Source organism: Sphingomonas sp. DMC6 (assembly GCF_056314225.1).
On sequence record NZ_JBQUYT010000003.1, the window covers coordinates 316480 to 328935 of the forward strand.

Consider the following 12456-nt stretch of genomic DNA (forward strand, 5'->3'; position numbering starts at 1 on the left):
GATGTCGAAGGAAAACGCATGTCGATCACGCAGGAGCGCAAGGACGCGCTCGTCAAGGAACACGCCCGCGCAGAGGGCGACACCGGCAGCCCCGAAGTGCAGATCGCGATCCTCTCGGAGCGCATCGCTAACCTGACCGAGCACTTCAAGACCCACGCGAAGGACAATCACTCGCGCCGCGGTCTGCTGATGCTGGTCAACAAGCGCCGCAGCCTTCTCGACTATCTGAAGAAGAAGGACGCGACCCGCTACACCGATCTCATCGCGAAGCTGGGTCTTCGCAAGTAACACGGAAAGGCGACCTTCGGGTCGCCTTTTTGTCATTCCGGTGCGATAACGCACCGGCAGTCCCGGCAGGTGCCGGGGCAGACGGGGGATCCGGCAATACGGTCGGTCCCACGAGCCACAATCGGCTCACGCATAGGCCCCCCGCGTGATTGGCACCGGGGAGTGAAGGAAACGAAATGTTCGACAAGAAGACTGTATCGATCGAGTGGGGCGGCAAGACGCTGACTCTCGAAACGGGCAAGGTTGCCCGTCAGGCCGACGGCGCGGTGATCGCGACCCTCGGCGAAACCGTGGTGCTGTGCGCCGTCACGGCTGCGAAGAGCGTGAAGGAAGGCCAGGACTTCTTCCCGCTGACCGTCCACTATCAGGAAAAATTCTCGGCCGCCGGTCGCATTCCGGGTGGCTTCTTCAAGCGCGAGCGTGGCGCCACCGAGAAGGAAACGCTCGTCTCCCGCCTCATCGACCGCCCGATCCGCCCGCTGTTCCCGGAAGGCTTCTACAACGAGATCAACGCCATCGCTCAGGTGCTGAGCTATGACGGCGAGAACGAGCCCGACATCCTCTCGATGATCGCCGCCTCGGCAGCGCTCACCCTGTCGGGCGTGCCGTTCATGGGCCCGATCGGCGCGGCCCGCGTCGGCTACATCAACGGCGAATACATCCTCAACCCGACCGACGCGCAGGTTGCCGAGGGCGAGCTCGATCTCGTCGTCGCCGCCACCTATGACGCAGTGATGATGGTCGAATCCGAAGCCAAGGAGCTTTCGGAAGAGGTCATGCTCGGCGCGGTGCTGTTCGCGCACGATGCGTGCCGCGAAGTGGTCAAGGCGATCGTCAAGCTCGCCGAGCAGGCCGCCAAGGATCCGTGGGAAATGGCGTCGCAGGACGACAATGCCAAGCTCAAGGACAAGATCAAGAAGCTGATCGGCAAGGACATTGCCGCCGCCTACAAGCTGACCGACAAGTCGGCCCGCTCGAACGCGCTCAACGAGGCGCGTGCCAAGGCGAAGGCGCAGTTCACCGAGGACGGCCTGTCCCCGCAGGAAGTCATGGCCGGCATCAAGCTGACCAAGAAGCTGGAAGCGGAGATCGTCCGCACCGCCATCCTGAAGGACGGTAAGCGCATCGACGGCCGCACCACCACGCAGATCCGTCCGATCGAGGCGGAAACGCACTTCCTGCCGCGCGCGCACGGTTCGGCGCTGTTCACCCGCGGCGAGACCCAGACCATCGCCACCTGCACCCTCGGCACCAAGGACGCGGAGCAGATGATCGATGGCCTGAACGGCCTCAGCTACCAGAGCTTCATGCTCCACTATAACTTCCCGCCCTATTCGGTCGGCGAAGTCGGCCGCTTCGGCGCGCCGGGCCGTCGCGAAGTCGGCCATGGCAAGCTGGCATGGCGCGCGCTGCACCCGGTGCTGCCGTCGAAGGAAGACTTCCCCTACACGATCCGCCTGACGAGCGACATCACCGAGTCGAACGGCTCGTCGTCGATGGCGTCGGTGTGCGGCGGCAGCCTCGCGATGATGGACGCCGGCGTGCCGATCAAGCGTCCGGTCTCGGGCATCGCCATGGGCCTGATCCTCGAGGGCAAGGACTATGCGATCCTGTCCGACATCCTGGGCGATGAGGATCACCTGGGCGACATGGACTTCAAGGTCGCCGGCACGTCCGAGGGCATCACCACGATGCAGATGGACATCAAGATCGCCGGCATCACCAAGGAGATCTTCGAGGCGGCGCTCAACCAGGCCAAGGAAGGTCGCGCGCACATCCTCGGCGAGATGAACAAGGCGCTCGGCGAAGTCCGCACCGAGCTCTCGGCCCACGCGCCGCGCATCGAGACGATCACGATCGACAAGTCGAAGATCCGCGACGTCATCGGCACCGGCGGCAAGGTGATCCGCGAAATCGTCGCCACCACCGGCGCAAAGGTCGACATCGACGACGAGGGCATCATCAAGATCAGCTCGTCGGACCTCGACCAGATCGAAGCCGCGAAGAAGTGGATCCTCGGCATCGTCGAGGAACCCGAAGTGGGCAAGGTCTACACCGGCAAGGTGGTGAACCTGGTCGATTTCGGCGCCTTCGTGAACTTCATGGGCGGCCGCGACGGCCTGGTCCACGTCTCGGAAATCAAGAACGAGCGCGTAGAGAAGGTCGCCGACGTCCTGAGCGAAGGCCAGGAAGTCAAGGTCAAGGTGCTGGAGATCGATCCGCGCGGCAAGGTTCGCCTGTCGATGCGCGTCGTCGATCAGGAAACCGGCGCCGAGTTGGAAGACACCCGCCCGGCCCGTGAACCGCGCGAGCCGCGCGGCGACCGGGGGGATCGTGGCGATCGCGGCGGCGACCGCCGTCGCGAAGGCGGCCGCGGTGGCGATCGCGGTCCGCGCCGCGACCGTGGCGACAAGCCGCGCCGCGAGCGCAGCGAGGACAAGGAAGACGGCGGCGATGTCGGCCTGCCGGCATTCCTGACCGGTGACCGCGACTGATCGCGATCACCGAAGCATAGAAAAGGGCCCGAGCGATCGGGCCCTTTTTTCTTTACAGGTGCGACTCAGCGGCGAGTAATGTATAAATATTCGTTGCACTGGCCATAGGTGATATTCCGACTGACCTTTGGTCCACGAAGAGCGCAAGAGGCTACCTCAGGAGGGCTTCATGAGCAGAGCGACGATAACCGAATTGCGGCATGATCATCAGACAATCGAGGTGCTTGCACGACGCCTTTCGGACATGCTCGACACTGATGCGCCGCCGCAGACGCTGTCGATGACACTGAACCATTTGCTGCAGGCAGTGGCGGACCATCTCGATCGCGAAGATGCGACTATCTATACGCTGGCGATGGCGGCGCAGCCCGGCATTTCCCAGGACGCGGCGGAGAATGTCCGCGACGAGTTCGAGCGGCTGAAGGCCAATTGGCAGGATTATCTGCAGAGCTGGACGCCCGAGGCGATCGCCGCCGATCGGGGTGGCTTCGCAGAGGCATCGCGCGCCATGCTGCCGCGCCTGCGCGACCGCGTGAAACTGGAAGAAGACCTGCTGATTGCCAGCGCGCTTTCACCTTCGCCCAAAGCGCAAGTCGCGGCGCGATAAGTTCGCGGATACGGTCCAGGGGGTTCTGTTGCCCGGCCCCCCTGGCGGCCGCTGGAATCCACTTCTGTTGCCCGGTGTGGTCCAACCGCGCTTTTGTCAATCTAACCTAGACCGTGAGGTCTCGGGTTAGGCCGCAATCGCGAGCGCCTCGTTATCGTTGGCACTTGTAAAATGGGCCGTCACGGTGGACCCACTCCGGGCGAAAACAGCGCTTTTCAACACACGTCGATCCTGGTTCGGCCCCGTCAGAAACGGTGTCCAGATACACCACCGGTTATGGTGGAGCCGCCGGGTACTGCCCCCGGGTCCGCTGCGTCTATTGCACGCCGCAGTTTATCGCCATAGCCGGGCGAACCCAGCAGACCCCCCATATAGGGGTTTTCCGCTTAATGAAAAGGTCAGGTTGAAGCGCGTAAGGGCCTTCACAGTGCCGCATTCGATAGGCATGGAGGATGCGTAATGTTGACGCAGCGTTCCCGGTACGCGCTTCGCGCGATGCTCTTCCTAGCCGAACAGCCCATCACGGGCGCGCCGGTTCCGATGAACCGGATTGCGGCAGAGGCCAATGTGCCGCGCAAGTTTCTTGAGCTGATCCTGGCCGATCTGCGCGAGGCGAACTTCCTGTTCTCCACGCGCGGGAAGATGGGCGGCTATCGACTTGCCCGCCCTGCGCACCTGATCTCGCTGGGTGAAATCATCCGCGTTATCGAAGGGCCGCTGGCGCTGGTCCCCTGCGTCAGTCGCACGGCCTATCGCCGCTGCACCGATTGCAAGGACGAAGCGAGTTGCGCGATCCGCCAGGCAATGGCGCGGGTGCGTGACGAAACCGCCCGCATCCTCGACGGCACCAGCCTGGCCGATGCCGTCGCGGAAGATCTGGCGGCGGCCTGACCCGGCTTATCCGCGCGCGGCAGTGAAGCGAGCGAGGCCGGCTTCGAGATCGGCGATCAGATCGTCGGCGTCTTCCAGACCGATATAGAGACGGACCGCAGGCCCTTCCGCCTGCCACGGCACGATCGTGCGGATGCGCTGTGGATCGGCCGGGATCGCCAGGCTCTCATAACCGCCCCAGCTGAACCCGATGCCGAAATGGCGCAAACCGTCAATCAGCGCGGTGCGTGCCACCTCGTCCCCGCCGTTCAGCACGAACGAGAACAGGCCGCAGCTTCCCCGGAAATCGCGCAAGAACAGGTCGTGCCCTGGGCAGTCGGGAAGCGCCGGATGTAGCACCCGCGCCACTTCCGGCCGGGACTTCAGCCACTGCGCGATCTTCAGCCCGCCCGTACCGGACTGGCGGAGGCGCACTTCCATCGTGCGAAGCCCCCGTGCAGCCAGATAGGCGTCGTCCGGGCTGGCGCACAGGCCGAGCTGATAGGTCGTGGCCCGCAGCCGCTCATACTGGCCCGGTGCCGCCGTGACCGAGCCCAGCATCACGTCCGAATGCCCGACGACATATTTGGAGCAGGACAGGATCGTATAGTCGATCCCCTTCTCGATCGCCGGGAAGAACAGCGGGCCCGCCCAGGTATTGTCGAGCAGCGTGGTAATGCCGCGCGCCTTCGCCACGCCGACGATCGCGGGGATGTCCTGCACCTCGAAGGTCAGGCTGCCCGGGCTTTCGAGAAGGATCGCCCGTGTCCGCTCGCTGCACAGTGCGGCAATGCCCTCGCCGATCAGCGGATCGTAATAGGTCGCCGTGATGCCCAGGCGCTTGAGCATGCCATTGCCGAACGCGCGGGTCGGCTCGTAACTGCTGTCGGGCAGCAGCACTTCGTCGCCGGGGGAAAGCACCGCCAGCAATGCAGCGGTAATTGCCGCCACGCCTGACGGATAGAGTAAGGTCGCCTCGGCTCCAGACTCGAGCGCGGTCAGTGCATCGGCCAGCGACCACTGGGTCGGCGTGCCGCGCCGGCCATAATAAAGCTTGTGATGCGTATCGGCGCTGCCGCGTTCGCGCATCTCGGCGATGTTGTCGTAGAGAATCGTCGATGCACGCCACACCGGCGGGTTGACGATGCCCTGCGTCCATTCGGGGCGGCGCCCCGCGTGCACGACGCGGGTAGCGTCCTTGTCTTCCTGGCTCATGCGCCCACTGCCTTTTCGGTTTCGGGATGCGCGCCCCATTCGGTCCAGCTGCCGTCGTAGAGCGCAATTTCGTGGCCCAGCAGATGGGCGGCAAAGACGATGATCGCCGCCGTGATGCCCGAACCGCAGGTGGCGACCAGCGGCCTGGTGAGGTCAATGCCGGCATCGTCGAACAGCGCCTGCAGCGCCGCGGGCGGCAACCAATGCCCGTCAGGCTGAAAGAACTGGCCCGAAGGAATGTTCTTCGACGCCGGAATATGCCCGGCGGCGCATTCCGGGCGCGCATCGGGCTCCGCACCGGAAAAGCGCGCTGCCGAACGGGCGTCGACGATCTGCTCGCGGGTCGTCCGCATATCCTGCAGGGTGCGGAGCCGGGCGGCGGGTTCGCCCGCCTTGAAGCTGGAGGGGGTAGCGATGTGCGGCCCCGTCTCCAGCGGCAGCCCTTCGGCGCGCCAATGGCCGATATTTCCGTCAAGAATGGCGGCATGCACCCCGAACATGCGCAGCACCCACCAGGCACGACAGGCGGTATGGTGCGGACTGTTGTCATAGAGGACGATGCGCGTGGTGCCGGTCACGCCCAGTTGGGCCATACGTTCCTCGAACACGGCCCGCGTCGGCAGCATCGAGGGCAGCGGATTGTCGGCATCGACCAGCGCGTCGAGATCGAGCAGCCGCGCGCCCGGGATATGCCCGGCCTCGAACTCCGCGCGCGGATCCTGCTTCGCCGCACCGGGGATGGTGGAGGTATAGGTGGCATCGAGGACCAGCAGGTCCGGCGTACCAAGCTGCGCCGCGAGCGCCTGCGTGCTGATCAATCCGTCCATGGTGGCGGTCCTACCCCTATGGAAACCGCATCGCAAACGCCTACATGGCGGGCATGGACGCCAAGCATCTCGGAAAACAATCCGCCCTGCCCGCCAGCCCCGAGGAAGCGGAGCTCGACTATGTGCCCAACCCCCGGCCGGGCAGCCGCTATCTGGTGCGCTTTACAGCACCCGAGTTCACCTCGCTCTGCCCGATCACGGGCCAGCCCGATTTCGCGCATCTGGTGATCGACTATGTGCCGGGCGAGCGGATCGTCGAATCCAAGTCGCTCAAGCTGTTCCTGGGCAGCTTCCGCAATCACGGCGCCTTTCACGAGGATTGCACCGTCGGAATCGGTGAGCGGCTGTTCCGCGAGATGCAGCCCGAATGGCTGCGGATCGGCGGCTATTGGTATCCGCGCGGCGGCATTCCGATCGACGTGTTCTGGCAATCGGGCAAGGCACCCGAGGACATCTGGGTGCCGGATCAGGGCGTTCCCGGATACCGCGGACGCGGCTGAACGCCAGATTTACAGACCGCCTGAGCGGGTATAGCGTGGTGCATTGCAGCACATCTGCAACTGATTCGAAAAGCGGGAGTTTATCAAAGTATTAGGCCCAAACCGGGCCGAATCGATGATGCATTAGCGAAAGGTCAGCCATGGCACGATCTCCGATTCAACCGAGGATCCGGCATCTTGCCCTGATCGGCAACTTTCTGCCGCGCAAATGCGGGATCGCAACCTTTACCAGCGACACCTATTCGGCACTTGCCGAACGCTATCCGGCTATTCAGGTCGACGTCTATGCAATGGACGACAAGCCGGGCCATTACGCCTATCCGCCGCAAGTGACGCGGGCGATCCCGCAGCAGGATCGCGCCGCCTACCTCGATGCCGCTCGCGCGATCGAGGTAAGCGGCGCCGAGGCGCTGTGGATCCAGCATGAATATGGCATTTTCGGCGGCGCAGCCGGCGAGATGCTGCTCGCCCTGACCGACCGTGTCTCGATTCCGGTGATCGCCACGCTCCACACCGTGCTCGAACGACCGAGCGCCGACGAGCGCCGGGTGATGGAAGCGCTTATCCGCCGCGCCTCGACGCTGATCGTCATGGCCGAGAAGGGCCGCGAGATTTTGGAGCGGGTGCACGGCGTCGACCCGAACCAGATCGTCGTGATCCCGCACGGCGTGCCCGACCGTGCCTTTGCCGAAACCGCCGCGTTCAAGCCGCGCTTCGGCTGGCAGGGACGGCAAGTGATCCTCACCTTCGGCCTGCTCGCGCCCAGCAAGGGCATCGAGACGATGATCGAGGCGATGCCCGCGGTCGCCGCTTCGCATCCCGACGCGCTCTATGTCGTCCTGGGCGCCACCCACCCCAATCTGGTCGCGCATGAAGGCGAGGCCTATCGCGACCGGCTCAAGGCGCAGATCGTAGATCTGGGGCTGGAAAACCATGTCGCGTTCGTCGACCGGTTCGTCGAACAGCACGAGCTGCTCGATTATCTCCAGACCGCGGACATCTATGCCACGCCGTACCCCAATCCTGCACAGATCACGTCGGGCACGCTTTCCTACGCAGTCAGCATGGGTAAGCCGGTGATCTCGACACCCTATTTCCACGCCACCGAGATTCTCGCGGACGGACACGGGGTGCTGGTCGATTTCGGCGACAGCGGCGCCTTCGCCCGCGAAATCAAACGCCTGCTCGGCGACACGGCCGCGCGCCAGGCGCTGGCTGACCGGGCCTATGCGCGCGGCCGGACGATGCTTTGGGCGCGGCTGGCCGAACGCGCGGTCGGCGCAATCGAGCAGGTTCTGGGCGAAAAGCCGCAGCGCATCGCCCGCACTGCGGCCGAACTGGCGCCGCTCGCCCCCGATCTAAGCGCGGTCGAGCGAATGAGCGACTATACGGGAATGCTCCAGCATTCGATCTATTCGGTGCCGGATCGCCGCCACGGCTATTGCATCGACGACAATGCCCGCGCGCTGATCCTGATGTGCCGGATCGACGAAATCGACGAGGCCGTGCGCGACAAATGGATGGCGGTCTATGGTGGTTTCGTCCAGCACGCCTGGAATCCGGATACGCGCCGGTTCCGCAACTTCATGAACTTCGACCGCAGCTGGTGCGAGGAAGAAGGGTCGGAAGATTCCAACGGCCGGGCACTCTGGGCGCTGGGCGTCACCGCCCGCGACGCCCGCGCGCAGAAGCATCGCGACTGGGCATCGGTGCTGTTCGACGAAACGGCGTCGATCGCACTCGAACTGGGCAGCCCGCGCGCCCGCGCCTTTGCGATGCTCGGCGCTGCGGCGATGGCAGAGGCGCATCCGGGCCACCCGCTCGCCCGCGAAATCCTCACCCGCTTCGGCGACGAGCTGATCGCGCTGCTCGAACAGGCGCGCCGGCCCGAATGGCGCTGGTTCGAGATCGTGCTTGCCTATGACAATGCCCGCCTGCCCGAAGCACTGCTGCGCGCCGGAAAGGCGCTGGGCCGTCGCGATTTCGTGACCGTGGGCCTCGACGCACTCGACTGGATCGTCACGCGCCAGACCTCACCCGAAGGTCGCTTCCGCGCCGTGGGCACCGAAAGCTTCGGCCGACCCTATGCCGATCCGCTGCCGTTCGACCAGCAGCCGCTGGAAGCACAAGCGACGATTGACGCCTGTCTGGCGGCGCATGACGTAACCGGCGAAGCGCGCTGGGCGGAAGAGGCGATGCGCGCCTATCGCTGGTATCTTGGCGCCAATGACCTTGATACGCCGCTAGCGACGGTGGCCGATGGCGGCTGTTTCGACGGGCTGATGCCCACCGGCCTCAACCGAAACCAGGGCGCCGAGTCGATTCTGGCACTCCAGTTGGCGAATTGCGCGATCTCAGCTCTTTCAATGCGTGCAAAAAACGTGGCAGGACCGGAAATGGCAGTCGCCTGATCCGCGGATCGGCGGCAGCCAAAAGACTGGGTCGCCCGGGGGTTGCCGATGCTCGAACTGTTCCACCATAGCCTGAGGCTGCGGGCCGACCCTTCGCGTGTGGTGGTGCGGCCATTCCACATCGCCTGGGCGTCGAACGGGCAGGCGCCCAGCCGTACCGAGCGAATCGTGCAGGAAGTGCTGACATTGTCGCCGGGCGAGGCGCGTACGCAGCTCGAACTGGTGCTCAAGGATTTCGAGGCGCGCCACTGGCAGACGCGCCGCGTGTTCATGACGCGCTATGACGAGATCGAAGCGCTGCTCCAGCTCGACGGCAGCACGATCGGTGACGAGAAGCGGCAGTTGCTCGGCGCCTATTTCTGCCACGAATACAGCTATGCCGCCGCCGCGCTGATGAACCCCAGCGCCGTGCCGCATTACGACCAGAGCGGCATGCCGCCCGGCAGCATGCGCATCCTGATGTCGCTGCGCGCGGTGGGCGAAGGGCATATTTCGTCGGTCGCGTTCCGCGAAGGCATCATCACCGACCAGAACGAGCTGACCCTCGCCCCCGAGCCGCCCTTTGCCACCGCCGCGGACGCGCGCGAAAATGAGGAGCGGATGCCCGAGGGGCCGGTGCGCGTCTATCGCCACCGCGATTCGACGCTGTCGGGCACGGTGATCTTCCCGATCACCCGCGCCCAGTCGAACGGGCTGGAGGATCTGCGCATCTGCCATTTCCACCATGACGACGGCACGCCCGAATGGATCGGCACCTATACCGCCTATAACGGATCGGTGATCCAGTCGGAGCTGCTGCGCACCCGCGACTGGCGCAGTTTCGACCTGGTGCCGATGACCGGCAGCGCCGCGCGCAACAAGGGCATGGCGCTGTTCCCGCGCACCGTGAACGGCCGCTACATGATGCTCGGGCGGCAGGACGGCGAGAATATCTTCCTCCACGCCTCCGAGAGCATCACCCACTGGGAAGGCGGGGAGATATTGATCAAGCCGCGCTTCCCCTGGGAGCTGGTGCAGATGGGCAATTGCGGGCCGCCCATCGAGGTCGACGACGGCTGGCTGGTGCTGACGCACGGCGTGGGCGCCATGCGCAAATATTCGATCGGTGCCGCGCTGCTCGACAAGAACGATCCCTCGAAGGTGCTGGCGCGATCGAAGGAGCCGTTGCTGGCCGCCGCCGATCAGGACCGCGAAGGCTATGTTCCCAATGTCGTCTATACCTGCGGCGCGATTCGCCACGGCGACAGCCTGTTCATCCCGTACGGTGTGGCAGACAGTTCGGTGGCCTTTGCCTTCACGCCGATCAAGGCGCTGATCGCGCAGATGGACTGAACGCGGCCGGCAGCGCACAGCGGTTGCATTGCCGGCGTCGTTCCGCTAAGGGGCCGCCTTTCCGCGATCGAGGGACCGTCCGGCTAATAGGGCTGCCGAGGCTGTCTGCAATCGTCGAACCATAAGGAGACGAAAATGCCCAAGCTCAAGACCAAGAGCGGTGTGAAGAAGCGCTTCAAGTTCACCGCCACGGGCAAGGTGAAGCACGGCGTCGCCGGCAAGCGCCACCGCCTGATTTCGCACAATTCGAAGTATATCCGTACCAACCGCGGCACCAGCGTGCTGGCCGACGCCGACGTGGCACACGTCAAGGCGTGGGCGCCGTACGGCCTGAAGTAAGGGAGGTCCTGAAAAATGGCACGAGTGAAGCGTGGTACGACCACCAAGGCGAAGCATAAGCGGATTTTGGATCAGGCGAAGGGCTATTATGGCCGTCGCAAGAACACCATCCGCATCGCACGCCAGGCCGTCGAAAAGGCCGGCCAGTACGCCTATCGCGACCGTAAGGTAAAGAAGCGCAGCTTCCGCGCCCTGTGGATCCAGCGCATCAACGCCGGCGTCCGCGCCGAAGGCCTGACCTATTCGCAGTTCATGCACGGCCTGAAGCTGGCCGGTATCGAACTGGACCGGAAGGTCCTGGCCGACATCGCCATGAACGAAGGTGAGGCGTTTACCGCCATCATCGCGCAGGCGAAGGCGGCACTGCCCCAGGCCGCCTGAGCGGTTCTGCGAGCAAGCTGAAAATGGGGCGTCGAAGCTGCGGCTTCGGCGCCCTTTTTCTTGGATTTCCAAGCGGGAGGCGATCCCATGACGATGAAAACCTGGTGGCTCTACGTCACGGCTGTGTTTTTCGTGTCGATGACGCCGGGGCCGAACATGCTCCACGTAATGGTGCAGAGCATCCGAGAGGGCGCGGGCCGGGTACTGCCGACGACGGCGGGGCTGATGAGCGCGAATCTGTTCTGTCTGGTCGCCTCGGCGGCGGGACTAGGTGCGCTGCTCAAGGCATCGCCGGGCCTGTACGACGTGCTGCGCTACGCAGGGGTAGCCTATCTGGTGTGGCTGGGGATCAAGGCCTGGCGCGCGCCGGTGGAGGCGGCGCATGCCGACGCACCGGTGCCGGTGCGCCAGTCGGTGCGGGCGCGCTACCTGACCGGGCTCGGCACGGGGCTGTCCAACCCCAAGCTGATCGTCTTCGCCGCCGCGCTGTTCCCGCAGTTCCTCGACGTGACCCGCCCGTTCCTGCCGCAGCTGGCGATCCTGATTGCCAGCTTCGCGGTGATCGAGGCTTTCTGGTTCTCGGTCTATGCGCTGGGCGGCCGCTCGCTCGCGGCTTGGCTGGCGCCGGCGGCGCGGCAACGGATGTTCAATCGCGTCACCGGGGGTGTGTTCGTCGCCTTCGGTGCTGCACTGCTGGGCAGCCGGGTGTAGCGTTCCCGCGCCCCCAGCCGTCATTCCCGCGAAGGCGGGAATCCATTGACTCATCGGGTGCGGCTCCTGCTGAATCGGTACGGGCGTTGAATCCCCGCCTTCGCGGGAATGACGAACAGAGGGGGATAGGGCGTGGACAAGCAACCGTGCGTGTACATCCTGGCGAGCCGTCGGCACGGCACCTTGTACACCGGCGTGACCTCCAACCTGCTGGGACGCCTGTACCAGCACCGCGAGAAGGTTACGCCCGGCTTCACCGCCGAGTACGATATTGCACGCCTCGTATGGTTCGAAGTGCATGAGGATATGAGCGCCGCCATCCTTCGGGAGAGGCGGATCAAGAAGTGGAATCGGGACTGGAAGCTGGCACTGATCGAGCGCAGCAACCCGCAATGGGTTGACCTTGCGACCGGACTAGGGTTCGAGCCCCCGCAACCGACTGGAAAATGGATCCCCGCCTCCGCGGGGATGACGGAGTAA

Annotated in this window: 13 protein-coding genes and 1 other RNA gene; 11 read left to right on the plus strand and 3 right to left on the minus strand. The window is 64.7% G+C overall.

Going from position 1 to position 12456, the window contains the following annotated elements; translation table 11 throughout:
* The first annotated feature begins 18 nt into the window (after positions 1-18).
* The 3 genes from rpsO to ACT53M_RS08785 all read left to right on the plus strand — a co-directional run bounded on the left by rpsO (position 19) and on the right by ACT53M_RS08785 (position 3390).
* On the plus strand, positions 19-288 hold the full coding sequence (gene rpsO, locus ACT53M_RS08775) for a 30S ribosomal protein S15 (protein ID WP_459117956.1): 270 nt from the start codon (positions 19-21) through the stop codon (positions 286-288).
* 176 nt (positions 289-464) lie between these two features.
* Positions 465-2783, plus strand: a complete 2319-nt coding sequence (gene pnp / locus ACT53M_RS08780) for a polyribonucleotide nucleotidyltransferase (RefSeq protein WP_476232770.1) — start codon at positions 465-467, stop codon at positions 2781-2783.
* A 169-nt stretch (positions 2784-2952) separates the two neighbouring features.
* Complete coding sequence (locus ACT53M_RS08785) at positions 2953-3390, plus strand: hemerythrin domain-containing protein (RefSeq protein ID WP_476228431.1); 438 nt, start codon at positions 2953-2955, stop codon at positions 3388-3390.
* Positions 3391-3443: 53 nt separating this feature from the next.
* On the opposite strand, the gene ssrA is transcribed toward ACT53M_RS08785, so the two are convergent.
* Positions 3444-3790, minus strand: a transfer-messenger RNA (tmRNA) gene (ssrA, locus tag ACT53M_RS08790).
* 59 nt (positions 3791-3849) lie between these two features.
* Between ssrA and ACT53M_RS08795 the strand changes: the two genes are divergently transcribed.
* Entirely contained in the window at positions 3850-4281 is a 432-nt protein-coding gene (locus ACT53M_RS08795) for an RrF2 family transcriptional regulator (protein WP_476232771.1), read from the plus strand.
* A gap of 6 nt (positions 4282-4287) precedes the next feature.
* Here the strand turns inward: ACT53M_RS08795 and metC are convergent, their stop codons facing one another.
* Both metC and ACT53M_RS08805 read right to left on the minus strand, forming a co-directional pair.
* Entirely contained in the window at positions 4288-5475 is a 1188-nt protein-coding gene (gene metC / locus ACT53M_RS08800; RefSeq protein WP_476232773.1) for a cystathionine beta-lyase, read from the minus strand.
* On the minus strand, positions 5472-6302 hold the full coding sequence (locus ACT53M_RS08805) for a sulfurtransferase (protein ID WP_476232775.1): 831 nt from the start codon (positions 6300-6302) through the stop codon (positions 5472-5474). The genes metC and ACT53M_RS08805 overlap by 4 nt, the downstream gene beginning before the upstream one ends.
* Before the next feature lie 53 nt (positions 6303-6355).
* Here ACT53M_RS08805 and queF point away from each other — a divergent pair, with 53 nt between their 5' ends.
* The 7 genes from queF to ACT53M_RS08840 all read left to right on the plus strand — a co-directional run bounded on the left by queF (position 6356) and on the right by ACT53M_RS08840 (position 12456).
* Positions 6356-6802, plus strand: a complete 447-nt coding sequence (queF, locus tag ACT53M_RS08810) for a preQ(1) synthase (RefSeq protein WP_476233230.1) — start codon at positions 6356-6358, stop codon at positions 6800-6802.
* A gap of 140 nt (positions 6803-6942) precedes the next feature.
* Positions 6943-9213: a glycosyltransferase family 4 protein gene (locus ACT53M_RS08815; protein WP_476232776.1), complete on the plus strand. Its 2271-nt coding sequence runs from the start codon at positions 6943-6945 to the stop codon at positions 9211-9213.
* 48 nt (positions 9214-9261) lie between these two features.
* Entirely contained in the window at positions 9262-10545 is a 1284-nt protein-coding gene (locus ACT53M_RS08820; RefSeq protein ID WP_476232778.1) for a glycoside hydrolase family 130 protein, read from the plus strand.
* Between the two features lie 135 nt (positions 10546-10680).
* On the plus strand, positions 10681-10884 hold the full coding sequence (gene rpmI / locus ACT53M_RS08825; protein WP_010543145.1) for a 50S ribosomal protein L35: 204 nt from the start codon (positions 10681-10683) through the stop codon (positions 10882-10884).
* A 15-nt stretch (positions 10885-10899) separates the two neighbouring features.
* Entirely contained in the window at positions 10900-11265 is a 366-nt protein-coding gene (rplT, locus tag ACT53M_RS08830) for a 50S ribosomal protein L20 (protein WP_116468113.1), read from the plus strand.
* 87 nt (positions 11266-11352) lie between these two features.
* Positions 11353-11976 carry a LysE family translocator gene (locus ACT53M_RS08835; protein WP_476232779.1) on the plus strand — a complete coding sequence of 208 codons (624 nt, stop codon included), beginning with the start codon at positions 11353-11355 and terminating at the stop codon, positions 11974-11976.
* Between the two features lie 132 nt (positions 11977-12108).
* Positions 12109-12456: a GIY-YIG nuclease family protein gene (locus ACT53M_RS08840; RefSeq protein WP_476232780.1), complete on the plus strand. Its 348-nt coding sequence runs from the start codon at positions 12109-12111 to the stop codon at positions 12454-12456.

Excerpts from the sequence above, each read along its gene's own strand:
- ACT53M_RS08805 (WP_476232775.1), bottom strand. The coding sequence starts at position 6,302 with ATGGACGGATTGATCAGCACGCAGGCGCTCGCGGCGCAGCTTGGTACG.
- ACT53M_RS08835 (WP_476232779.1), top strand. The coding sequence starts at position 11,353 with ATGACGATGAAAACCTGGTGGCTCTACGTCACGGCTGTGTTTTTCGTG.
- ACT53M_RS08795 (WP_476232771.1), top strand. The coding sequence starts at position 3,850 with ATGTTGACGCAGCGTTCCCGGTACGCGCTTCGCGCGATGCTCTTCCTA.
- rpsO (WP_459117956.1), top strand. The coding sequence starts at position 19 with ATGTCGATCACGCAGGAGCGCAAGGACGCGCTCGTCAAGGAACACGCC.
- ACT53M_RS08785 (WP_476228431.1), top strand. The coding sequence starts at position 2,953 with ATGAGCAGAGCGACGATAACCGAATTGCGGCATGATCATCAGACAATC.
- metC (WP_476232773.1), bottom strand. The coding sequence starts at position 5,475 with ATGAGCCAGGAAGACAAGGACGCTACCCGCGTCGTGCACGCGGGGCGC.
- pnp (WP_476232770.1), top strand. The coding sequence starts at position 465 with ATGTTCGACAAGAAGACTGTATCGATCGAGTGGGGCGGCAAGACGCTG.
- rplT (WP_116468113.1), top strand. The coding sequence starts at position 10,900 with ATGGCACGAGTGAAGCGTGGTACGACCACCAAGGCGAAGCATAAGCGG.
- rpmI (WP_010543145.1), top strand. The coding sequence starts at position 10,681 with ATGCCCAAGCTCAAGACCAAGAGCGGTGTGAAGAAGCGCTTCAAGTTC.
- queF (WP_476233230.1), top strand. The coding sequence starts at position 6,356 with ATGGACGCCAAGCATCTCGGAAAACAATCCGCCCTGCCCGCCAGCCCC.
- ACT53M_RS08815 (WP_476232776.1), top strand. The coding sequence starts at position 6,943 with ATGGCACGATCTCCGATTCAACCGAGGATCCGGCATCTTGCCCTGATC.
- ACT53M_RS08820 (WP_476232778.1), top strand. The coding sequence starts at position 9,262 with ATGCTCGAACTGTTCCACCATAGCCTGAGGCTGCGGGCCGACCCTTCG.